Raw genomic sequence first — 21,849 nt, forward strand, 5'->3', positions numbered from 1 at the left:
CGGCCATCCCCCAGTGCCCGCCGCCTCATCCCCCGGAGAACAGGTGAACACCATGAAACGATCAGTCGCGCTGCGACTCTCCGCCGTCCTCGGCGTGGCCGGCGTCGCCGGAGCCATCGCCTTCGGGCTGCCTCAGCACGACGCGTCGGCCGCGGAGGCCACCGTCACCGGTTTCGCCAGCGAGAACGGCGGCACCACCGGCGGCGCGGGCGGGGCCACCGTCAAGGCCACCACCGGCACCCAGATCCACAACGCGCTGTGCACCCGGGCGGCGAGCGACACGCCGATCATCATCCAGGTCGAGGGCACGATCAATCACGGCAACACGACCAAGGTGTCCGGCGACAGCTGCAACACGGCGGCCGACAAGATCGAGCTGAAAGAGATCAGCAACGTCACGATCGTCGGCGTGGGCGCGGGCGCCACGTTCGATCAACTCGGTATCCACATCCGGGACTCCAGCAACATCGTCATCCAGAACGTGACGGTGCAGAACGTCAAGAAGTCCGGCTCGCCGCTGTCCAACGGTGGCGACGCGATCAGCATGGAGAGCACGGTCCGCAACGTGTGGGTGGACCACACCACGCTGATCGCCTCGGGTGGTGAGTCGGAGGGCTTCGACGGCCTGTTCGACATGAAGGACGACACCGAGTACGTGACGCTGTCCTACAGCATCCTGCGCAACTCCGGCCGCGGTGGCCTGATCGGCTCCAGCGAGACCGACACCGGCAACACCAACATCACGTTCCACCACAACAAATACGAGAACATCGACTCGCGTACGCCGTTGCTGCGCGGCGGGATCGCCCACATCTACAACAACCACTACTTCAGCCTCAACGAGTCGGGCATCAACTCGCGGGCCGGCGCCAAGGCCCGGGTGGACAACAACTACTTCGAGGACTCGAAGGACGTGCTCGGCACCTTCTACACCGACGCGGCCGGCTACTGGCAGGTGTCCGGCAACGTCCTCGACAACGTGACCTGGTCGGCGAAGGGCACCGAGAACAACCCGGCCGGCCCGGACCTGGTGTCCACCACCAGCGTCACCATCCCGTACGCGTTCGCGCTGGACAACGCGTCCTGCGTGCCGTCGATCGTGGCGGCCACCGCGGGCGCCGGCACCGGGCTGAAGGTCTCGGACGGCAAGTGCAGCGCCACCGCAGCGCCGACCACCTCGGCCACCGCCACCGCGACCGCCACCGTTTCTCCCACCGCGACCGCCACCGTTTCTCCCACCGCGACCGCTTCGGCGACCGCTTCTCCGACGGTCACCGCGACCAGCGGCGTCAACCTGAGCATCGGCGCCGGCGCGGACGGTTCCAGCAAGGCGAGCGGCACCAGCTACGGCAACGTGAAGGACGGCAACACGGCCACCTACTGGTCGCCGAGCGGCGCCACCGGTGACATCTCGATCAAGTGGTCGGCGGCCACCAAGGTCTCCCGCATCACCATCGTCGAGGCGTCCGGCTCGTCGATCGGCGCCTACCAGGTGATCAACGGCGCGACCGGCGCGGTCCTGGCCTCCGGCACGGGCGGCGGGACCGTCACCTTCGCGGCCACCGCCACCACCAAGCTGACCTTCAAGATCACAAGCTCTTCCGGTACGCCGAAGATCGCCGAATTCCAGACGTACGCCTCCTGACGGACCGTCGCCGGACCGGGCGCACCCCGGTCCGGCGACGGCTCAGTTCTTCTGTTCGGCGAGGGTGTGGGCGACCAGGGCGTTGGCGTGCCCGTGCCCGAGGCCGTGCTCGGTCTTCAGCCAGGAGACCAGCTCGCCGTGCCGGGTGAGCGGGGACGAGCGGATGAGTTCGGTCCAGTACGCGATCGGCTGCCCGTACTTCTTCTCGATCGACGGAAAATAGCTGGCAGGGCCCTTCACCGGGTTGGTCATACGGGGTGGACCGGCCCCGGCCCGGGAACTCATCGGTGATCTGGGTCACCGAAAGGTATTTCCTGAAATCCGTTCATGTTCTTCAATGGATGGGTGCTCATCGTCGTACGCCTGCTCGTTGTCCTGTCGTTGTCGTTCGCGACCCTGCTGCCCGGCGCGCCGTCCGCCGTCGCGGCCGAAACCGGATGGACCGGCCCGTTGTCGACCCGTGGCCGCTACATCGTCGACGCCGACGGGCAGCGTTTCAAACTGCGCTCCGGCAACTGGCACGGCGCGAACGGCACGTGGAACGGCTCCGGCGACACGGCCGACAACGCCAACCACCACGCGGGGGAGAACTCGGGGCGGATCCCGCTCGGGCTCGACCGGGCGCCGCTGGACACCATCGTCGCCGGATTTCGGGAGCTGGGGCTCAACAGCGTACGGCTGCCGTTCTCGAACGAGATGCTGCGCGACACCGTCCCGGTGACCGACCCGGCCGTCGCCGCGAATCCGCAGCTGCGCGGGCTCACGCCGTTGCAGGTGTACGACCGGGTCGTCGCCGCGCTCACCGGCGCCGGGATCGCCGTCATCCTCAACAACCACACCAACACCACCCGCTGGTGCTGCGCCGTCGACGGCAACGAGCGCTGGAACACGTCGCAGAGCGTGCAGCAGTGGGAGGACGACTGGCTGTTCATGGCCCGGCGCTACCGCGACAATCCGCGGGTGGTCGGTGCCGACCTCTACAACGAGGTGCGGCGTACCGTCCTGGACGACCCGAACTGGGGCTGGGGAAACGCCCACGACTGGTTCGCCGCGTCGCAGCGCACCGGCGACCGGATCCTCGCCGAGGCCAACCCGAACCTGCTGATCATCGTGGAGGGGATCAACTGGACCGGGATCCCGGTGGACGGGTTCGCGCACGAGCGGCCCACGCTGCGGCCGGTCCGTACCCTGTCGCACACCCTGGTCCGGTCCGGGAAGCTGGTGTATTCGGCGCATTTCTACGACTACACCGGCCCGAATCACAGCGGTGCCACCGGGACCGGCGAGACCAGCGATCCCCGCTACCGGGATCTGAGCGCCGCCGATCTGGCCGCCGTCGTGCAGCGGGACGCCCTGTTCGTGGCGGGGGAGCCCGGCAACCACTTCACGGCGCCGGTGTGGATCAGCGAGTTCGGGGTGGCCGCCGACGCCGCGCCGGGCAGTCTGCAACGGGCCTGGTTCGAGAACTTCGTCGACATCCTGATCCGGGCCGACGCCGACTTCGCCTACTGGCCGGTGGTCGGCTGGGCGGAGAGCGGCAACGAGTGGGGGCTGCTGTTCTTCGATGCCGCGGGGCGGCGATCCGGGCTGCTCGACGGTCCGGATTGGCGGTCGGCCGCCTGGCAGCGGCTGGTCAACGCCACGACACGACAGGGGTACGTTGATCCGGTCCCGTCGCGGTCAATGTTGAGCCCGGATCATGTTGACTTCATCGCGTCAACGTTGATGCATGCACAGCCGGACTGGGACCGGGGCGCCCGCAAGGCCGCCTGCCCGGACGGTCAACGGTTGATCGGGTTGAGCCACACCGGCAACCGCGGCCTGTGCACCGACGTGTCCGGCGCGACCGTCTGGAGCAGCTACCAGGTGGTGACCGACGAACGGCACGTCTCCCGGGACTGGGCGTCCGGCTACACGAAGTTGCAGTGCCCGGCGTCGTCGGTGCTGATCGGCTACGCGGTGCGGGGCGCCGCCGTGTCCAGCGTCCTGTGCGCCACCGCCCTGCCCACGGCGGCCACCGACACCGGCCGGACCGTGTGGTTCGACCGCGGCGACAACCGCCCGGCCGGTGGGCCGGGCGGTGACTTCGCGAGCGGCCACTACAAGGGCCAGTGCGCCGACAACGAGTACGCGGCCGGCATCGCCTACACCGGCCGCTTCCTGTCCTCGAAAACCCCGGACGCCCTCTTCTGCCGTCGCCTATGAGCGGCCGGGCGCCTGTCCGCCGTCGTCCGCGCCCAGCCGTGCGCCTGTTCCGCTGTTGCGGGTGAGCGGCCGGGCAGCCGGGCGGTCGTCCGCGTCAGGCAGCGCGGCCAGTGCCTCCCGCGGGCGGTCCGGTCGCGTGCGCCTTGGCTGTTGCTGGTGAGCGGCCGGGCGCCTGTCCGCCGTCGCCTATGACAGGCCGGCGTCGAACACCCCGTCGAGGCGGAGGCCCGGGTGGCGGCCGGCCACCGTGCGCATCCGCCAGCGGTGCTGGAAGACGGCGAGCAGCGCGTCGTCGCGGACCCGGGTCATCACCTCGACGTTCGACTCGCCGCGCAGCATGTCGCGGCCGGCCGCGTCGGTGACGGCGGCGATCTCGTACGGCAGGAACTCCAGCCGCACCCGCACCCCGAACTCGGCCTCGAGGCGGTGGGTGGCGACCTCGAACTGCATCGGCCCGACGGCGGCGAACACCGGTGTGCCGTCGCCGCGCTGCTCGGAGCGCAGCACCTGGATCACACCCTCGGCGTCGAGCTGCTCGATGCCGCGGCGGAACCGCTTGTAGGCCGAGGTGTCGTCGGTGCGGACCGCGGCGAAGTGCTCCGGCGGGAACGACGGCAGTGCCGGGTACCGCACCGGGCGGCCCGCGTAGAGGGTGTCGCCGATGCCCAGCGCCGTCGCGTTGACCAGGCCGACCACGTCGCCCGGGAACGCCTCGTCGATGGTGTCGCGGCCCTGCCCGAAGATCTGCTGCGCGTACTTCGTGGTGAACGGCTTGCCGGTGCCGCCGTGGGTGACGACCATGCCGCGCTCGAACCGGCCCGAGCACACCCGCATGAACGCCACCTGGTCGCGGTGGGCCCGGTTCATGTTCGCCTGGATCTTGAAGACGAACCCGGAGAACGGCGCGTCGACCGGCTGGTCGGCGCCGGCCGCGGTCGGCCGCGCGGTCGCCGGCGGCGCCAGCTCCACGAGCACGTTCAACAGCTGGCGTACGCCGAGGTTCGCGACCGCCGCGCCGAACAGCACCGGAGTCGTGGTCGCCCCCAGGAACGCCTCCTGGTCGTGGTCGGCGCCGGTCAGGTCGAGGAGTTCCAGCTCCTCGGTGGCGGTGGTCCAGTCCGCACCGAACCGCTCGGCCGCCTCCTCGGCGGTCATGTCCTCCTCGATCGCCAGGTCGGCGCCGCCGGGGGAGCGCTGCATGCGGGTGAACACCCCGGTCCGGCGGTCGATCACGCCGTGGAAGTGCCCGGCGATGCCGACCGGCCAGGTCAGCGGCGTCGGCTTCAGCCCGATCCGCTGCTCGATCTCGTCCATCAGGGCGAGCGCGTCGTTGCCCGGACGGTCCCACTTGTTGATGAAGGTGATCACCGGGATGCCGCGCTGCCGGCACACCTCGAACAGCTTCAGCGTCTGCGGTTCGAGGCCCTTCGCGGCGTCCAACAGCATGACGGCGCTGTCCACCGCGGTGATCACCCGGTAGGTGTCCTCGGAGAAGTCGGCGTGACCCGGCGTGTCCAGCAGGTTGATGACCGTGTCCCGGTAGGAGAACTGCAACGCGGCCGAGGTGACCGAGATGCCGCGCTCCTGCTCCATGGCCATCCAGTCGGAGACCACGCCCCGGCGGTCGCCCTTGCCGTGCACCGCGCCGGCCTGGCCGATCACCCGCGCGTGCAGGGCGAGCGCCTCGGTCATGGTCGACTTGCCGGCGTCCGGGTGCGAGATCACCGCGAAGGTACGCCGTTTGGCCGCCTGGACTCCGACACCCGCCGTCGTGGCTGCTGACGACACGCTCTGACTCACGAAACCCCAACTTCCCGTGTGACCCGCCCGGCGCCTCCGCGCCGCCGCCCCTGCAACTTTAGGGTCGGCCCGGATCAGTCCCACGGAAAGCCCCGGTGGGAAGCGTCATACCTGGCGTCACGGGAGCCTTGACTTCGATGTTTATCGATGCCTAGTCTCGCGGTGACAGGCTGTCGTGAAACGATTCATCCCCCGATCGTGCAGCGACCGCTCCCCGTAGCCGTGCATCCCCACATGGAGGACCCATGCGCACGCTCCGTCTCCTGATCGCCACCGCACTCGCCGTGCCGCTGCTCCTGGCCGCCCCCGCCTCGGCCGACCTGCCCGGATGCGGCGCCCGCCCCGCGGCCGCGGCGGAGGCCGCGGCCACCACCACGGTCTGGCTCGCCGGCGACTCCACCATGGCGAACCCGTCCGCCACCTGCCCGGTGGGCTGGGGCGCCCAGTTCGACCCCCTGTTCACCAGCGACGTCGTCGTCAACAACCTGGCCCTCGGCGGCCGCAGCATCCAGACGTGGCTCTACGAGGGCAACGTCACCTCCACCATCGGCGCCGACGGTGAATGCGTGCTGAGCTCGACGACGGCGTCGGCGCGCTGGCAGCGGGTGCTCGACGGCATCAAGGCCGGCGACTACCTGTTCATCCAGTTCGGCATCAACGACGGCTCCACCACCTGCCCCCGTCATGTCGGGGCCGCCCGCTACCAGCAGCTGATGACGATGATGGCCCGCACGGCACTGGCCCGGGGCGCCCACCCGGTGCTGCTCACCGCGGTGGCGGCCATCACCTGCTCGGGCAGCACCGCGGTCAAGAACCGCGGCTTCGTCACCCAGACCCAGGCGGCCGCCACCGCGACCGGCGCCCCGCTCATCGATCTGCAGACGCTCAGCGTCAACCACTACAACGCGGTCCGGCTCTGCCCCAACAACGGCGACTACACCGCCGGGCTGGTCGGACAGTACTTCTGCAACGACCACACCCACTTCGAGACATACGGCGCACAGCGCATCGCCGGCCTGGTCGCCGGCGCACTCCGCACCCAGAACATCCCGCTGGCCACCTACCTGCTGTAGACGGTGTCGGCGGAGGCGTCGCGCATGGCGTCGAGGATGGCGCCCGCGCCGAGTTCGCCGATGCGGCCCACGTCGTGGCTCATGGCGGACAGTGCGGCACGGCGAGTTGGCACTGGGCCGAGTCGTCCCAGGCCACGACCGAGACCTCCGCCGGGACCCGGAGACCGCGTTCGCGTGGCTCCTCCCCGAGGACCTGCGAGGCGCGGGCCAGCACCAGACCGACCCGCGGTGGTTCCAGGGACACCGATCTCCTCCTTCTGATGAATTCCGCTCCGCGACGGCCCATCCGTACGGGAGGAGGCGCCGACCGGGCCCCCGCGAGATCCTGCGGCGATGAGGCGGAGACCCGGGGCGGCGGTGCTCGTGTGCCTGCTGGCGGCCGCCGCACTGGTGACCCCGGCGCCGGCCGCCGCCTTCGGGACGATCGAGGGTGGCGGCCAGCATCGCGAGCACGAGCACATCACCCGTGCCGCGCTGGCCTGCCCCGGCCGTGACTGTTTCGAGCCCGGCACGCTCGGCCGGCTCGCCGGGGACGGCCGGGGGTTCGGCGCGGTCGGGTCACCGGACCTCACCGAGGTGAACGTCCCGGCCGCCCACTGCGACGACGCCGACTTCCTGGCCGGCGGATACCCGCGCACCCGGGGCCAGGCCACCGCGGCCGTCACCGCCTGTGTGGAGCATCTGCGCGGCCGTTTCCGGGCGGCGGTCCGCGACGCCGCGGGACTGCTCGACGGGTATGGCCGGATCCTGCCGGACGAGGTGCTTCTGGACGGCGGCTGCGCCCTGGCCGAGCAGGGGGAGCAGCGCGCCAAGTGCACGACCCTGGAGGAGTTCGGGCGGGCGCTGCACGGCGTACAGGACTTCTACGCGCACAGCTCCTGGGCCGACGAGGCCGACCCGGCGCGCCCGGTCGGCCCGGACAACCCGCCGGGCCTGAACCGGCCCGCGCCCAGCCCGGTGCTCGATCTGCGCGGCACCGGGGCGCCGGACGTGCCGCCGGACCTGGCGACCGGCTGCTTCGTGCTGCACGACGCCGTCCCCGGGGTGGGCGTGTGTGAGCGGCGGATCACCCATGCGGCCCTCAACAAGGACAACGGCCTGATCGACGCGGTCACCGGTGAGGCGACCGGGCCGGGCACACCGCGCGGCCGGGTGGGGACCAACTTCGCGAAGGCGGTGACCGGCGCCGTCGTGGAGAGCCGGCACCAGTGGCGGGAACTGCGGGACGCGTTGCGCGACGAGTACGGCGAGCGGCGCGCGTCGGTGATGGTGTGCGCGCTGACCCACGACGATCCGCTGTCCGATTGCGGCGGTGCTTCCGACCGTACGATGATTGCGTCCTTTGTCATGTTTGCCCTGTTCCTTGGGGTGATCGCGCTCTCGTCGCGGCGTCGGAACCCGGCCGGGTGACGCAGGTCTCCTCACTGAATCGGGGTTTCCGGGCCATCGAAGGCGGATGCGGTGTATCGGGCAGGCTCAAGATCTGTCAGGATGTCCTCTCCAGAAACACACCTGCATAGTTCGATCGACTCGACAGGCAACGTTCCGAGCCTCAGCCACGTCATCTAGATGAACGACATCAAGATGTACGGCCCCGGATGGCGCCGACGGGACCCCCTCGATTGTGAGAGCCATGATTCAGCGACGTAAGGTCATCATCGGCACACTGGGCGTGGCCGCAGCCGCCACGGCAGCCGGGTGCACCTCGCGTGACAGCAAAGGCGGCACCGACTGGGTCGAGCCGGTGGCGAACATCGAGCCCCCGGTCGCGCCGGTCAAGCTGAACGTGACGCCCGTGAGTGGCACCAAGGACGTGTCGCCGGTGACGCCGATCACCGTGGCCGTCGAGGAGGGCACGCTCCAGTCCGTCACCGTCACGGTCGGCAAGGCCAAGGTCGAGGGCGCGCTCCAGGTCGACGGCACGTGGAAGTCGACCGAGGACCTGGACTACGGCAAGACCTACAAGGTGGTCGCGACGGCCGCCGACAGCAAGGGTGTGGCCAGCGAGCACACCTCGAGTTTCGCCACGGTGAACCCGAAGAACGTCGCCAAGATCACGTTCCAGGCCAACGCCATGACGTCGCTCAAGACCGGGCAGACGTACGGCGCCGGCCAGCCGGTGATCGTCGCGTTCAGCCGCGCCGTCAACAAGGCCGCGGCCGAGAAGGCCATCGAGATCACCACCTCGCCGTCGGTCGACGGCAAGTTCTACTGGAAAGACGACAAGACCGTGCACTGGCGGCCCGCGAAGTACTGGGCCGCCGGCACGCGCGTCAAGGTCAAGGTCAATGCCTTCGGCGTCAAACTCGGCAAGACGGTGTACGGCGCGAAGAACGCCTCCACCAGCTTCGACGTCCGTCGTCAGCTGATCGCGATCAGTGACAACCGGACGCACATGACGAAGGTCTACATCAACGGCAAGCTCGTCCGCAGCATGAAGAGCAGCCTCGGCAAGGGCGGCGGCACCACCGGGGCCAACGGCGAGCGGATCAGCTACTGGACGACCGGCGGCCCGCACGTCGTGCTCGGCCGGCTGCGGACGCACACGATGACCTCGGCGAGCTACGGCGTCAGCGACCCGAAGGACCCGAACTACTACGTCTCCGAGGACATCGAGTACTGCACCCGGATCAGTTACTCCGGTGAGTACCTGCACGCCGCCCCGTGGAACGGCTCGCTGGGCCGGGCGAACCTGTCGCACGGCTGCATCAACCTGAGCACCTCCGACGCCAAGTGGGTGTACGAGAACTTCCTGATCGGCGACATCGTCGACGTCAAGAACAGCCCCCGGGAGCTTCAGATAGGGAACGGTCTCGGCGACTGGACCGTCCCCTTCGACAAGTACGGTCGCTGACGACGAACAGTGAAAGGCCCCGCCGATCCACTCGGCGGGGCCTTTCACTGTTTTTTCAGGCGGTGACCGGTTCCGCGGTGGCGCCGGCCTTCCGGCGGGACAGCAGCGCCTCCACCGACCACGGGCCCGCGCCGAGGGCGGCCACGGCCAGGAACGACCACGCGTAGAGCGCCGAGGTGACGCCGCCGTTCTCGATGGGCATCAGGCCGGTCTTCTGGTGGACGACGAAGTAGGCGTACGCCATCGAACCGGACGCCAGGATCGCCGCCGGGCGCGTGAACAGGCCGATCAGGACCAGGCCGCCGCAGACCAGCTGGATGACGGCCGCGTACCAGCCGGGCCAGGTGCCGAGCGGGACGGCCTCGCCGGTGCCCTTGCTGCCGCCCAGCAGACCGAACAGGCCGGCGAGGCCGTGGCAGGCGAAGAGCAGGCCGACGACTATCCGGAAAAGCGACCAGACCGGGCCGGTGAAGCGGTCGAACGTCATGGGGATCTCCTAGATCATCTGGGGTGAGGTAAGGCTACCCTAAATAGAGATCATTCGATTGAGTGAAAAGCGGAGGGACCTGTGGCGTGAGCCACAGGTCCCTCGGGAGAGCCTGAATCAGCGTTTACGGGCGACCAGCGCGTTGCACATGACGTCGGCGGCGGACGGCCGGGCCGGATCGTCGTTGTGCCAGTGGGCCACCGAGACGACACCCGGCTCGACGATCTCCACCCGGTCGCCGAACAGATCGCGGAGCCGGTCCCCGTCGCGCGGGACGAACCGGCCGTCCCGGTTGGCCTTCGCCAGGCCGGCGACCACCTCGGCGGGCATGAACTCGTACGTCGCGTGACTGGCGGCGACCCAGCTGCCGGCCGGAAGCCGGTCGAGCAGCTTGGTGACGACCCCCTCGACGTCCTCGTCGTCCCGGACGAAATGCAGCACCGCGATCAGCAGCAACCCGACCGGCCGGGAGAAGTCGATCAGCGCGCGCAGGTCGTCGTGCTCCAGGATGGCGGCCGGATCCCGCAGGTCGGCGTCCAGGTACGCGATCGTGCCGGGCGTCCCGGACAGCAGCGCGCGGGCGTGCGCCAGCACCAGCGGATCGTTGTCGACGTAGACCACCCGGGTCGCCGGATCGATGGCCTGGACGACCTCATGGGTGTTGCCCGGAGCCGGGATGCCGGTGCCGATGTCGAGGAACTGCCGCACCCCCTGCTCGGCGATGTGCCGGGCCGCGCGGCCGAGGAAGGCCCGGTTCTCCAGCGCGGCCGTGCGGATCGACGGCGTCACCGCGGCGATCTGGTCACCGGACTCCCGGTCGGCGGCGAAATTGTCCTTCCCGCCCAGCCAGTAGTTGTACCGGCGGGCCGGATGCGGCCTGCTCGAATCGATCGGTTCCGTCACCGCTGCACCTTTCACCCCGTATAGACGTCTCGGGATGTTACCGGAGGTCTGTATCCGATGTGGACCGATGCTCAACCTTTGGCGAGACGGGGCAGCAGCACCAGCAGCACCACCGAGAGTGCCGCCAGCACGACGACCGCCTTGAGCAGCCGCTCCCTGCGCAGCCGGGCCCGGATCAGGCGGGCCGCGTCCGGCCGCTCACCCGCCCACTGGGCCACCAGCCGCTCGAACGGATCCGTGGTGGCGCCGGCCGGGCAGGCCGTCTCCAGGCGGTTGCAGACATCGGCGACCCCCGGGAAGCCGCTGGCGACCTCACCCGCGACGGCCCTCGCCCGAACCGAGCCGACCACGCCGGTCAGCGTGACGACCCGGTTCTGCGCCACCACGCCGATGGGCTCACCCGCGAGCCGGGGATCGGCCAGGATCCGCTCGGTCACCCGCCAGGCGAGCCGGAGATCCGGGCTGATCACCGGCGGGTCTTCCATGCTGTACTCCGTCCACTGCGCGGCGCGCTCGGCCCCCGTGGGACGGACGCGGTTACACGGCACAGTCTGGGAAACGGGCGCAAGCCGCCAGGATCGCGGCGAAACGGCGACGGGCGGACCTTGGCCACGAACGATCTTCAGCAGCCCAGGCGGTTCGAGGAGAGGGCTATGTCGTCGATCCAGAGGTTGAACTCGGTGGGGGTGGTGTTCGGCTGGTAGAGCTGCCAGCCGATCTTCACGGTGTCGACCGTGGGGAGGATGAACGGGACGTCGTTGCCGCCGTGGTCGGTGGTGGAGGCGGTCAGGTCGGGGTTGGCCACGCCGTCGATCCAGACGGTGATCCGGTTGTCGGTGCGGTCCAGGGACCATTCGAAGCACTGCCAGGTGTCCTCGGCCACCGGGGCGGATTCGCGCCATTCGGTCCAGTCGCCGGTGGGGCCGCCGTCGGCGCCTACGCCCCAGAACGTGCCGGGGACGGTGGGGGCGTACTGGCCGCCGATCGGGCGGACCACCTCGGGGCTGCCGGTTCCGGTGGCCTCGACCAGGGTGAAGTGGGCCCAGTCGGGGGCGGTGGGGAAGGCGTCCACCCGCAGCCGCATCCGGCCGAAGAAGCGGGTGCCGGGCGCGGTGAGGTCGTCGACGCGGAGGAAGGCGCGGCCGTTGTCGACCGTGTGGATGTGCAGGTGCTTGCCGTGGCGGGCGCGTTCGACGGTGAGGGTGCCGTTGCGGGTGTCGACGCCCCAGTTCAGGGTGTTCGGGCCGCCGGACGGCAGGCGGTCGAAGTCCTCGCAGAAGAGCAGGTCGCGGGTACAGGAGCCGCGGTGGGTGGCGCCTGCCGGGCTGGACGGGACGCTGCCGGCCGCGATACCGGCCACCAGGGCCGCGGCGCACGCGGCGAGGAGCTTGCGCATCGTTCTCCTTCGGAAGGTCGTGAGTGGCGGCCGGCTGGACGAGATCAGCGGCTGGCCGGGCGGTTGTTGAGGGTGGGTCCGGATGTTCTGGGGCTGGGGAGAGGGCCGGGGAAGGGGAAGGGGAGGGGTGTGTTGCGGTTGGGGACGGGACGGTTGGGTGAGGGCTGCGGTCGGGTGGTGGGGGGTTGGGGTGAGGGTGAGGTGGCGCTCACGCCCGGCGGGCGCGGCACGGCCGGGAGGGGGCGCCTGGCTCGTGGGGAGACGGCGGGGCGGGTGGTGTGCGGTCGGGGGCGGCGACGTGCGTACCGGAAATGGGGTTGGAGAGGCCGCCGGGGATCGACGGCCTCTCCGGAGGGTGATCAGGCTCGGGTGCAGGCGGTTCCGTTCAGGGTGAACGTGGTGGGTGAGGTGAACGTGCCGCCGTAGGTGCCCTGGAAGCCGAAGGATGTGCTGCCGCCGGCCGGGATGCTGCCGTTGTGGCCGGCGTTGCGGGCCGTGATCGCGCCGGATGTGCCGCTGAGGGTGGCGTTCCACGAGCCGGTGACGGACTGGCCGGACGGCAGGGTGAAGTCGAGGGCCCAGCCGTTGACGGCGCTGGTTCCGGTGTTGGCGAGGGTGACGTTCGCGGTGAAGCCGGTGTTCCAGACGTTGGTGGCGTAGGTGACCCGGCAGGCCGCCGTGCCGGTGGGCGGGCTGGACGACGACGCTGACGGGGACGGCACGGTGCCGCCGCCGTTGACCGCCGCGGCGAAGCTGTTGACGGCGAGGCCGGCGCCGCCGATCCAGGGTTCGAAGCCGGCCTGGATGCTGGTCAGATACCACGAGCCGGTGATGGCGCCGCGGTTCTTCACGTCGGTGATGAAGTCCAGGACGCTGAAGTTCCAGCTGGAGACGGGGGAGGGCGCCACATAGGAGACGACGGCGTTGGAGCCGTTGCTGCCCTGCCACACGTCCCAGGAGCGGCCGCCGATGGTGGCCGTGCCGATGCGGGAGCCGATCGGCTGGATGCTGCCCTGCCGGTTGAACCAGATCATGATCTCCTGCGCGTTGACCCCGTCGGTCTTCGGCGCCGGGTCGAGCCAGATGTCGTAGGCGGCGTCGTAGGTGGCGCCGGAGACGAAGTTGTAGCTGATGCTGCTCGTGGCGCTGCTGATCGCGTCGACGCGGATCGGCAGGTTCGTGCCGGGGGAGCACTTCGTGTAGTGGCAGCCGAGGTAGACCGCGGGGTAGGACACCGGGGCGCCGCTGGTGTTGCCGGTGCCCTGCTGGCTGGTGATGGTGAAGCCGGAGGCGGTGACGTTGATGCACTGCTCGGCGCTGGTGCCCCAGCGGTTGTTCATCGCGATGTAGCGGCCGCCGATCGTGGTGGAACCGTACTGATCGCAGATGAGGGTGTCGGCCTGGGCGGGGGTGGCCAGGGTGAGGGCGGTCAACCCGGTCGCGGCCAGCAGGCCGGCGGCGAACAGGGCACGGAGGGAACGGGCCATGGAAGCTCCTTCAGGGGATTGTGGGAGCGCTCCCAGATCACGTTAGCCTCCTCCCGGGTTCGTGCCAACGGGCATCTTCTTCACAGGAACTTCATAGCCGTCCTATTCGGATGAACCGGCCGCGGCCATCCCTCGGCCGCCCGACCGGAAGGACAGCATGACCGATCCGACGAACCGTCGTCGCCGTTCCCGCCTGCTGACCCTCGGCGCCGTCACCGGCGCTCTCGTGCTCACCGCCGCCGGCGTGGGGGTGGCGCAGGCCGCGGCCACGCCGCCACCGCTCTCCTTCGTGGCCGCCAGCACCACGGTGACCGCCGAACGCTACGACTACGACGGCGAGATCTATCTCTCGCTCGACCTCGGCCTGCACGTGATCGCCGGCAAGGACCCGTTCGAGATCTGGGCCAAGCGGTCCGGGTACGACAAGCCGATCACCGCCGAACGGGTGGTGGTGCAGAACGGCAAGAAGAAGAAGGTGGCCCTGCCGTCCGGGACCGTCACCGACTTCTACGGTCTCAAGGACTTCACCACGATCAGCTTCACCGACGAGTCCGGGGCGAAGGTCGCCGAGTACAAGACCACGTTCTGCGGCAACGGCTGGGGCTCGGCGCGGACCCGGCCGGACGCGCCGGCGACCAACCCGTACCCGACGGGCTGCAACGGCTACAACCCGTTCACCCTGGGCGCCGTCTGGGGTGTGCAGGCCGGGTGGAACGCGCAGGTGCCGGACCAGCCGAACTACGTGCCGGGCCAGCCCTCGTTCGACCTGGCGCCCGGGAAGTACACGGCCACCGCCACGGTGAACCCGGTCTACCGCGAGATGTTCGGCATCCCGGAGGGGTCGGCGACCGCCACGGTCGGCGTCGACGTGGTCGACGAGTCCAAGGGCGGCGAGGCCGCGCTGGCCAAGGCCAGGAAGGCGGAACCGGCCGCCGCGCCGCCGGCCGAGGGCGAGCACGCCCTGCACGCCGGTGAGGGCGACGCGAGCCGGCAGGTGTCGTCGTACCTGCCGGAGTTCCGTGCCCCGGCCAAGCGCCCGGCCACGCTGAAGGCGGCGCCGGCCAGCGGGCCCAAGCCGGACCTCAAGTCGCTCCCGGCCTGGGGGATAACCCTCAGTGACGAGGACGGCAAGTGGTACGTCAACTTCGGCGCCACGGTCTGGAACGCCGGCACGTCCCCGCTGCTGGTGGACGGCTTCCGGCGGACCGGAACGGATCTGATGGACGCCTACCAGTACTTCTTCGACGCCAAGGGCAACCAGGTCGGGTCGAAGGAGGCCGGCACCATGCAGTGGGACCCGCGGGAGGGGCACAAGCACTGGCACTTCACCGACTTCGCCCAGTACAACCTGCTCTCGTCCGACCAGAAACTGGCGGTGCGCAGCGGCAAGGAGGCGTTCTGCCTGGCCAACACGGACGCGGTCGACTACACCATCACGGGCGCCAAGTGGCGGCCGGAGAACACCTCGCTGGAGACCTCGTGCGGCGCGGACACCGTGGTTGCGGTGCGTGAGGTGCTGGACATCGGCAACGGTGACACGTACAGCCAGGACCGGCCCGGCCAGTCGTTCGAGATCACCGATCTGCCGAACGGCACCTACTACATCCAGGTGCTGGCCAATCCGGAGAAGAAGCTCGCCGAGCTGAGCACCACCAACAACACGGCGCTGCGCGAGATCATCCTCGGTGGCACGCCGCAGGCGCGGACGTTGACCGTTCCGCCGGTGCACGGCCTCGACGGCTGACCGATAGCGTTCACCGTCGGCGCCCGTTGTGGGGCGTCGGCGGTGAATGTATCGATTGAGTCTTATAAGTGCTGTCCAGGGCCGCTGATATGACTCGGAAGATATAGATGCCCTTCGCTTAATATTCTCCATACTGGGCCGACACGTTGTCCGACGTGGATATCGGGTTCGGGGAGGAACCAAGTGAAGAGACCCCTTGCGCTGGCCGGCGCCACCCTGTTGGCCGGCAGCGTCCTCGTGGCCACCGCCACGAGCACCTCAGCGGCGCCCACGCCCCCCGTCACTCCGCCCTCGGAAGCACAGGCGGTCCGTACGGCCGAGGACCACATCGACGCCCGCCCGGCCGCCATCGAGGCGGCGCCCGGCGAGACCTATTCCGCCTACCGCACCACGGTGGACGACAACGGCGCGGCGCACGTCCGGTACACCCGCGAATACCAGGGGCTGCGGGTCTACGGCGGCGACTTCGTCGTGCACTCCAAGCCGGGCGGCGCCTTCGACGGCACCTCGGTCGGCCTGGCCGGCCCGCTCAGCCTGAGCACCACCGCGAAGGTCAGCGCGGCCAAGGCGCAGAAGGCGGCCAAGGCCCGCTTCTCCGGCCGGATCACCGGTACGCAGAGCCCGGAACTGTTCGTCGACGCGAGCACCGGCACCGGCGTGCTGGCCTGGGAGACCGTCGTCGACGGCTGGGCGCCGGACGGGCAGACCCCGTCCAAGCTGCACGTCATCAGCGACGCGGTCACCGGCACGTACATCGGCGAGTTCGACGACATCGAGACGGTCGCCGGCACCGGCGCGAGCCTCTACTCGGGCAGCGTCGCCGTCGACACCACGCTCTCCGGCTCCACCTACAGCATGATCGACCCGTCGCACGGCAACGGCCGCACCTGCGACATGAACAACGGCACCAGCACCTGCACGACCTTCACCGACGCCGACAACGCGTGGGGCACCGGGGCCAACTCCAACCGGCAGTCCGCCGGGGTCGACGCCCACTTCGGCGCCGCCAAGACCTTCGACTACTTCAAGAACGTGCACGGCCGCAACGGCATCTTCGGCAACGGCACCGGCGTCCCGTCGCGCGTCCACTACGGCAGCGCGTACGTCAACGCGTTCTGGGACGGCGCCCAGATGACCTACGGCGACGGCTCCGGCAACTCCCGCCCGCTGGTCGCGCTGGACGTGGCCGGCCACGAGATGTCGCACGGCGTCACCGAGAACGTCGTCTCCGGCGGTCTCACCTACTCCGGCGAGTCCGGCGGCCTGAACGAGTCCACCAGCGACATCTTCGGCGCGATGGTCGAGTTCTACGCCAACACCAGCGCCGACCCCGGTGACTACCAGGTCGGCGAGAAGATCAACATCAACGGCAACGGTACGCCGCTGCGGTACATGTACAACCCGACGCTGGACGGATCCTCGCACGGCTGCTGGTCCACCAGCACGAACAGCGTCAACGTGCACTACTCGTCGGGCCCGGGCAACCACTTCTTCTTCAACCTGTCCGAGGGCACCGGGGCGACCTCCTACGGCACCTCGCCGGTGTGCGGCTCGGCACCCGCGGTGACCGGCATCGGCCGGGACAAGGCAGCCGCCATCTGGTACCGGGCGCTCGACTCCTACTTCACCTCCAACACCCGCTACGTCAACTCGTCCACCCCGGCGAACACGTCGCGGGCCTACACCCTGCGGGCCGCCACCGACCTGTACGGCTCCTGCTCCACCGAGTACAAGGCCGTGCAGGCCGCCTGGACCGCCGTGAACGTGGCCGGCAGCGACGCCACCTGCTCCACCGGCAACGACTTCTCGGTCGCCGTGTCGCCCACCTCCGGCTCGGTCAACCCCGGCTCGTCCGCCACCGCCACCGTCAGCACCGCCGTCACCAGCGGCTCCGCGCAGACCGTGACGTTCAGCGCGAGCGGCCTGCCGACCGGCGCGACCGCCTCGTTCAGCCCGGCCTCGGTCACCGCCGGCGGCACCTCGACGGTCACCATCGCCACCACGACGGCCACCCCGGCCGGCACCTACACGGTCACCCTCAGCGGCGCCGGCACCTCGGCGACCCGGACCGCGTCCTTCACCCTGACCGTCAACGGCGCGGGCGGCACCTGCTCGGGTACCAACGCCACCGACGTGACGATCCCGGACAACACCACCGTCACCTCGACGATCGCGATCAGCGGCTGCGCCCGTAACGCGTCGTCGACCAGCACCGTCGAGATCCACATCGTCCACACGTACGTCGGTGACCTGGTGGTGGCCCTGGTCGCGCCGGACGGCAGCGCCTACACCCTGCGCAACCGCAGCGGTGGCAGCGCCGACAACATCGACACCACCTACACGGCCAACGTGTCCTCCGAGGCGGCCAACGGCACCTGGACCCTGCGGGTCCAGGACGCCGCCTCCGCCGACACCGGATACATCAACAGCTGGACCCTGACGCTCTGAGCCCGTGAGCGGTCGTCAGGATGAGGGCATGACGACTCATCAGGACGACAGCCGAATCGTCAGCGCCGGCCGCGTGATCGCGGCCGGCGCCGACCGGATCTTCGAGCTCATCGCCGACCCGGCGCGACAGCCGCACTGGGACGGCAACGACAACCTCGCCGAGGCGGCCGCCGGCCAGCGGGTCCGGGCCGCCGGCCAGGTCTTCACCATGGCCACCACGAACAACAACGTCCGGGAGAACCACGTCGTCGAGTTCACCGAGGGCCGGCTCATCGCGTGGCGGCCCGCCGAGCCCGGGCAGCCGGCGCCCGGCCACCTGTGGCGGTGGGAGCTGGAACCGGTCGACGCCACCCACACCCGGGTCACGCACACCTACGACTGGACCGAACTCACCGACGAGCGGCGCCTCCCCCGGGCGCGGGCCACCACGAGCGAACGGCTCCAAGCGTCGGTGGACCGCCTGGCGGCCCTCGCCGAAGAGCCGGTGGGGTCACCTGCCGTCACCACCTGACCGCGGCCGTACAGATGTCCCGCCGGCGAGGGACAATGGTCGCTGGTGGGCCGGTCTAGACGGAAAGGTGACGCCATGGGAACCGGTGACAGGCAACGCGAGTTCGAGCAGATCGTGGCGGGCCTGACCGCCGACTACCCCTCCCTGGCGGGCCGGCGCCGCTGGTCAGGCGCCACCCGGGCGGTCGTCGCGGTGGTCGGCGGCGTGGTGTGGGCGCTGCTGTCGGTGGCGATGGTCGCCTGGGGGACCGCCGGGGTGCTGCTCACCCTCGCGGTGGTCGCGCTCGCCGCCACGGCCGCGGCCGTCGACGCCCACCGCCGTCGTCGCTGGTGAGTCAGGCGACCACCAGGGTCCGGGTGCCGCATCCTCACCGCTGAGTGAGCGTGGCGAGCAGATCGCGGGCCAGCGGGGCGGCCAGAAGATCCTCGACCGGGGCGGGCAGGGCGATCCGCCAGTTCGGGTACTCGTCGATGGTGCCCGGCATGTTGGGCCGCTCGGCGACCCCGGCGGCGTCGTCCAGGGTGGCCAGCGCGATCCGGGACGGGCAGGCCGCCAGCCGCCGGTGCTGGGCCAGCACCGCCGTACGGATCTGCTCCGGCCCGACCGGCCGTGCCGGATCGATGCCGGCGTCCCGCCGCAGCTCGTCGCGGGTCCGCTCGATGTCGGCGGCGTCGAAGTCCTTGCCGATGCCGGCCATGTCCTGCTGGTCGGAGCGGGTCAGGATGCCGGCGATGGTGGCCTGGTCGTGGGTGCCGGTCGCGCCGACCGTGTTCTCCGGGTTCCACGCGCAGCGGTCACCGGTCTCGGTCCGGTAGCCGAGCATGCCGATCGCCGCCATCGCCTCGCGGACCTCCCCGGCGACCGTGCCGATGTCCTCGCCGACGATCCACGCGCCGGCCCGGCACGCCTCGATGCGAATCACGGCGAGCAGCGCGTCCACCGGGTACCGCACGTAGGCGCCGTCGGCGACCCGGCCGCCGGCCGGCACCCAGAACAGCCGCCACAGCTGCATCACGTGGTCGATGCGCAGCGCGCCGGCGTGCCGCAGCGCCGACCGGACCAGGTTGCGCAGCGGCGCGAACCCGGCCGCCGCGAGGGCGTGCGGGTCGAACGGCGGCAGGCCCCAGCGCTGGCCCTCCCTGTTCCACGGATCGGCCGGGCAGCCCACCTCGAAGTCCAGGGCCAGCAGATCCTGGTACAGCCAGGCGTCCGCCGAACCGAAGTCGAAACCGACCGCGGCGTCCAGGCAGATCGTCACCCCGCTGTGGCAGGCCACCGCGAGCTGCCGGTCCGCGACCCACTGGCACCACATGTGGAAACGCACCCGGTCGGCGTGCTGATCGGCGAACGCGGCCACCGCCGGGGCGAGCGGGTGCGCGTACCCCTCGGGCCACGCCCGCCAGTCGCCGCCGTGGGTCTCGGCCAGCACCGTCCACGTCGCGAACGCGCGCAGGTCGTCGCCGTGGCCGGCCGCCCAGTCCCGGAACTCGGCCGGCTCGTCGTCGCGGACCACCGCCCAGATCCGGGCCAGCGCCTCCTGCTTGATCCGGGACACCGCGTCCCGGTCGATACGCCGGGCGGCGTTCAGCGCCCGGCCCGCCGCGGCCAGGTCGGACAGGCCGGCCCGCTCCGCGCCCGGGGCGTCACCGGGGGCGATGTGCAGCACGTTCAGCCACTGCCGGCTGGCCGGGCTGTACGGCGAGTTCGGCGCCGGCCGGACCGGGGCCATCGCGTGCACCGGGCTGACCAGCAGCACGCCCGCGCCGCGCGCCGCCACCGACCGGGCGAGGTACGCCAGGTCCCGGAAGTCGCCGATGCCCCACGAGTCGCGGGTCCGGGCGGCGTACAGCTGCACGGCCAGGCCGGCGGTCCGCGGCGGCTGCGGCAGGTACTCCTCGGCGGCGAGCACCTGGCGTACCGTGCCGTCGTCGGCGGTCAGCGTGTGGTAGCCGGCCCGGTCGACGGTGCCGTCGGCCCGGGTCGTCGTGCCGTCCTCGTGGCGCAGCGTGCCGTACAGGGCCGGATGGTGCCGGCCGGGGGTGGCCACGAGCGGCTCGGCCGCCAGCAGGCTGGTGCGCCGGAACCGCTCGGCGAGGGCCCGGCGGGTCGGCTCGGCCGGCGTCCGCTCGACACCGAACGCGTCGGTGAAGCTCGGCACGACACCGAGAGCGGCGAGGTCAACGGCAGGCGACGGAGCGGTCATGGCGTTCACGGTTCCGGCCGCCGGGTGTCGGCCGGGCCCGGCCGGGGAGCGATCCGGGTGCCAGGGCCTGCCGGCCCTACCGGCCCGGCGCCCGGCGGAAGCACTCTGGGGACAGCCACCCGAGGGGAGCGCATCATGACACCGCTCGACGAGCGAGCTCTCGCCGACTGCGTGGAGACCGCGGCGCTGGCGCCGTCGCTGCACAACAGCCAGCCGTGGCGGTTCCGGATCTCCGGCGACACGGTCGAGGTGTACGCCGACCACGGCCGGCAGCTCGAGGTCCTCGACCCGGCCGGCCGGGAACTGCTGATCAGCGTCGGCGCCGCGCTGTTCACCCTGCGGCTCGCGATCGGCGTACGCGGATGGGTGCCGGAGGTGTCGGTGCGGCCCGACCCGGACACGCCCGACCTGGTGGCCCGGATCCGGGCCGACCGGGCCACCACACCGTCGGAGCAGGTCGGCGCCCTGGCCGCGGCGATCCCCGCCCGGCACACCAACCGGCTCCCGTTCACCACCGCCGTGGTCCCCGCCGACGTCATCGAACAGCTGGCCGGGGCCGCTTCCGCGGAGGGCGCGACACTCACCGTGGCCGGCGCGGTCAGCCGCGACGCGATCATCGGCCTCGCCCGGGCCGCCGAGCAACGGCTCGGGACACGCGGCGGCTACCGGGCCGAACTCGGCCGGTGGACCCGTCCCGGCCCGCACCGCCGCGACGGCGTCCCACCGACCGCGATCGGCCCGTGGGACGCCCTCGAACACCTGCCGATGCGCGACTTCGGCCTGGTCCACCCGCAGCCGTTCCGGCCGTCGGAACGCTTCGAGCCGCATCCCACGATCGTCGTGCTCGCCACCGGCGGCGACGGCCCGGCCGACTGGATCCGGGCCGGCCAGGCCCTGCAACGGGTCCTGCTGACCGCCACCCACCTGCATCTGGCCACCACGCCGATCAGTCAGGCGCTGGAGGTCCCCGCCGTCCGGGCGATGCTCACCGGGACCGGCGACCACCGGTGGCCGCAGATGATCATCCGGATCGGTTACGCGGCACCGGCGGCCGCGACCCCGCGCCGCCCGGTCGGCGACATCCTGATCTGAG

The 21,849-nt window shown here is 70.8% G+C and carries 19 protein-coding genes; 10 read left to right on the forward strand and 9 right to left on the reverse strand.

Annotated features, from left to right (window positions below):
* The first annotated feature begins 52 nt into the window (after positions 1-52).
* A complete protein-coding gene (locus BJ964_RS25575; protein ID WP_188123047.1) occupies positions 53-1,645 on the forward strand; it encodes a pectate lyase family protein in 1,593 nt (530 codons plus the stop codon).
* A 42-nt stretch (positions 1,646-1,687) separates the two neighbouring features.
* On the opposite strand, the gene BJ964_RS25580 is transcribed toward BJ964_RS25575, so the two are convergent.
* The gene (locus tag BJ964_RS25580) at positions 1,688-1,885 is read right to left on the reverse strand and encodes a DUF4287 domain-containing protein (RefSeq protein ID WP_229807223.1); all 198 of its coding nucleotides are present in this window, start codon (positions 1,883-1,885) and stop codon (positions 1,688-1,690) included.
* Positions 1,886-1,972: 87 nt separating this feature from the next.
* On the opposite strand from BJ964_RS25580, the gene BJ964_RS25585 reads away from it, so the two are divergent.
* Positions 1,973-3,850: a glycoside hydrolase family 5 protein gene (locus BJ964_RS25585; RefSeq protein WP_188123049.1), complete on the forward strand. Its 1,878-nt coding sequence runs from the start codon at positions 1,973-1,975 to the stop codon at positions 3,848-3,850.
* Positions 3,851-4,036: 186 nt separating this feature from the next.
* On the opposite strand, the gene BJ964_RS25590 is transcribed toward BJ964_RS25585, so the two are convergent.
* The gene (locus BJ964_RS25590) at positions 4,037-5,650 is read right to left on the reverse strand and encodes a peptide chain release factor 3 (RefSeq protein WP_229807222.1); all 1,614 of its coding nucleotides are present in this window, start codon (positions 5,648-5,650) and stop codon (positions 4,037-4,039) included.
* A gap of 245 nt (positions 5,651-5,895) precedes the next feature.
* Between BJ964_RS25590 and BJ964_RS25595 the strand changes: the two genes are divergently transcribed.
* Positions 5,896-6,723 (forward strand): GDSL-type esterase/lipase family protein, encoded by an 828-nt coding sequence (locus BJ964_RS25595; protein WP_188123050.1) that lies wholly within the window; start codon positions 5,896-5,898, stop codon positions 6,721-6,723.
* Between the two features lie 79 nt (positions 6,724-6,802).
* Here the strand turns inward: BJ964_RS25595 and BJ964_RS48160 are convergent, their stop codons facing one another.
* Positions 6,803-6,967, reverse strand: a complete 165-nt coding sequence (locus BJ964_RS48160) for a substrate-binding domain-containing protein (protein ID WP_229807221.1) — start codon at positions 6,965-6,967, stop codon at positions 6,803-6,805.
* Positions 6,968-7,056: 89 nt separating this feature from the next.
* Between BJ964_RS48160 and BJ964_RS25605 the strand changes: the two genes are divergently transcribed.
* Complete coding sequence (locus BJ964_RS25605) at positions 7,057-8,133, forward strand: CinY protein (RefSeq protein ID WP_188123051.1); 1,077 nt, start codon at positions 7,057-7,059, stop codon at positions 8,131-8,133.
* A 223-nt stretch (positions 8,134-8,356) separates the two neighbouring features.
* A complete protein-coding gene (locus tag BJ964_RS25610) occupies positions 8,357-9,577 on the forward strand; it encodes a L,D-transpeptidase (protein WP_188123052.1) in 1,221 nt (406 codons plus the stop codon).
* 55 nt (positions 9,578-9,632) lie between these two features.
* Here BJ964_RS25610 and BJ964_RS25615 read toward each other — a convergent pair whose 3' ends face one another.
* From BJ964_RS25615 to BJ964_RS25635, 5 genes are all read right to left on the reverse strand, one after another.
* Entirely contained in the window at positions 9,633-10,064 is a 432-nt protein-coding gene (locus tag BJ964_RS25615) for a DoxX family protein (protein ID WP_188123053.1), read from the reverse strand.
* 117 nt (positions 10,065-10,181) lie between these two features.
* Positions 10,182-10,967: an SAM-dependent methyltransferase gene (locus tag BJ964_RS25620; protein ID WP_188123054.1), complete on the reverse strand. Its 786-nt coding sequence runs from the start codon at positions 10,965-10,967 to the stop codon at positions 10,182-10,184.
* Between the two features lie 71 nt (positions 10,968-11,038).
* Positions 11,039-11,452, reverse strand: a complete 414-nt coding sequence (locus tag BJ964_RS25625; RefSeq protein ID WP_188123055.1) for a BON domain-containing protein — start codon at positions 11,450-11,452, stop codon at positions 11,039-11,041.
* 137 nt (positions 11,453-11,589) lie between these two features.
* Positions 11,590-12,363, reverse strand: coding sequence for a hypothetical protein (locus BJ964_RS25630; protein WP_188123056.1), 774 nt, complete (start codon positions 12,361-12,363; stop codon positions 11,590-11,592).
* Positions 12,364-12,722: 359 nt separating this feature from the next.
* Complete coding sequence (locus BJ964_RS25635; protein ID WP_188123057.1) at positions 12,723-13,850, reverse strand: GH12 family glycosyl hydrolase domain-containing protein; 1,128 nt, start codon at positions 13,848-13,850, stop codon at positions 12,723-12,725.
* A gap of 157 nt (positions 13,851-14,007) precedes the next feature.
* Between BJ964_RS25635 and BJ964_RS25640 the strand changes: the two genes are divergently transcribed.
* The 4 genes from BJ964_RS25640 to BJ964_RS25655 all read left to right on the forward strand — a co-directional run bounded on the left by BJ964_RS25640 (position 14,008) and on the right by BJ964_RS25655 (position 18,886).
* On the forward strand, positions 14,008-15,594 hold the full coding sequence (locus BJ964_RS25640; protein WP_188123058.1) for a lysyl oxidase family protein: 1,587 nt from the start codon (positions 14,008-14,010) through the stop codon (positions 15,592-15,594).
* 183 nt (positions 15,595-15,777) lie between these two features.
* Positions 15,778-18,042 (forward strand): M4 family metallopeptidase, encoded by a 2,265-nt coding sequence (locus BJ964_RS25645; protein ID WP_188123059.1) that lies wholly within the window; start codon positions 15,778-15,780, stop codon positions 18,040-18,042.
* Between the two features lie 28 nt (positions 18,043-18,070).
* On the forward strand, positions 18,071-18,553 hold the full coding sequence (locus BJ964_RS25650) for an SRPBCC family protein (protein WP_188123060.1): 483 nt from the start codon (positions 18,071-18,073) through the stop codon (positions 18,551-18,553).
* 75 nt (positions 18,554-18,628) lie between these two features.
* On the forward strand, positions 18,629-18,886 hold the full coding sequence (locus tag BJ964_RS25655; protein ID WP_188123061.1) for a hypothetical protein: 258 nt from the start codon (positions 18,629-18,631) through the stop codon (positions 18,884-18,886).
* Between the two features lie 34 nt (positions 18,887-18,920).
* On the opposite strand, the gene malQ is transcribed toward BJ964_RS25655, so the two are convergent.
* Entirely contained in the window at positions 18,921-20,756 is a 1,836-nt protein-coding gene (gene malQ / locus BJ964_RS25660; RefSeq protein ID WP_188123062.1) for a 4-alpha-glucanotransferase, read from the reverse strand.
* 135 nt (positions 20,757-20,891) lie between these two features.
* Here malQ and BJ964_RS25665 point away from each other — a divergent pair, with 135 nt between their 5' ends.
* Entirely contained in the window at positions 20,892-21,848 is a 957-nt protein-coding gene (locus BJ964_RS25665; protein WP_188123063.1) for an Acg family FMN-binding oxidoreductase, read from the forward strand.
* Position 21,849: the final 1 nt, after the last annotated feature.

Source organism: Actinoplanes lobatus (assembly GCF_014205215.1).
Lineage (GTDB): Bacteria > Actinomycetota > Actinomycetes > Mycobacteriales > Micromonosporaceae > Actinoplanes > Actinoplanes lobatus.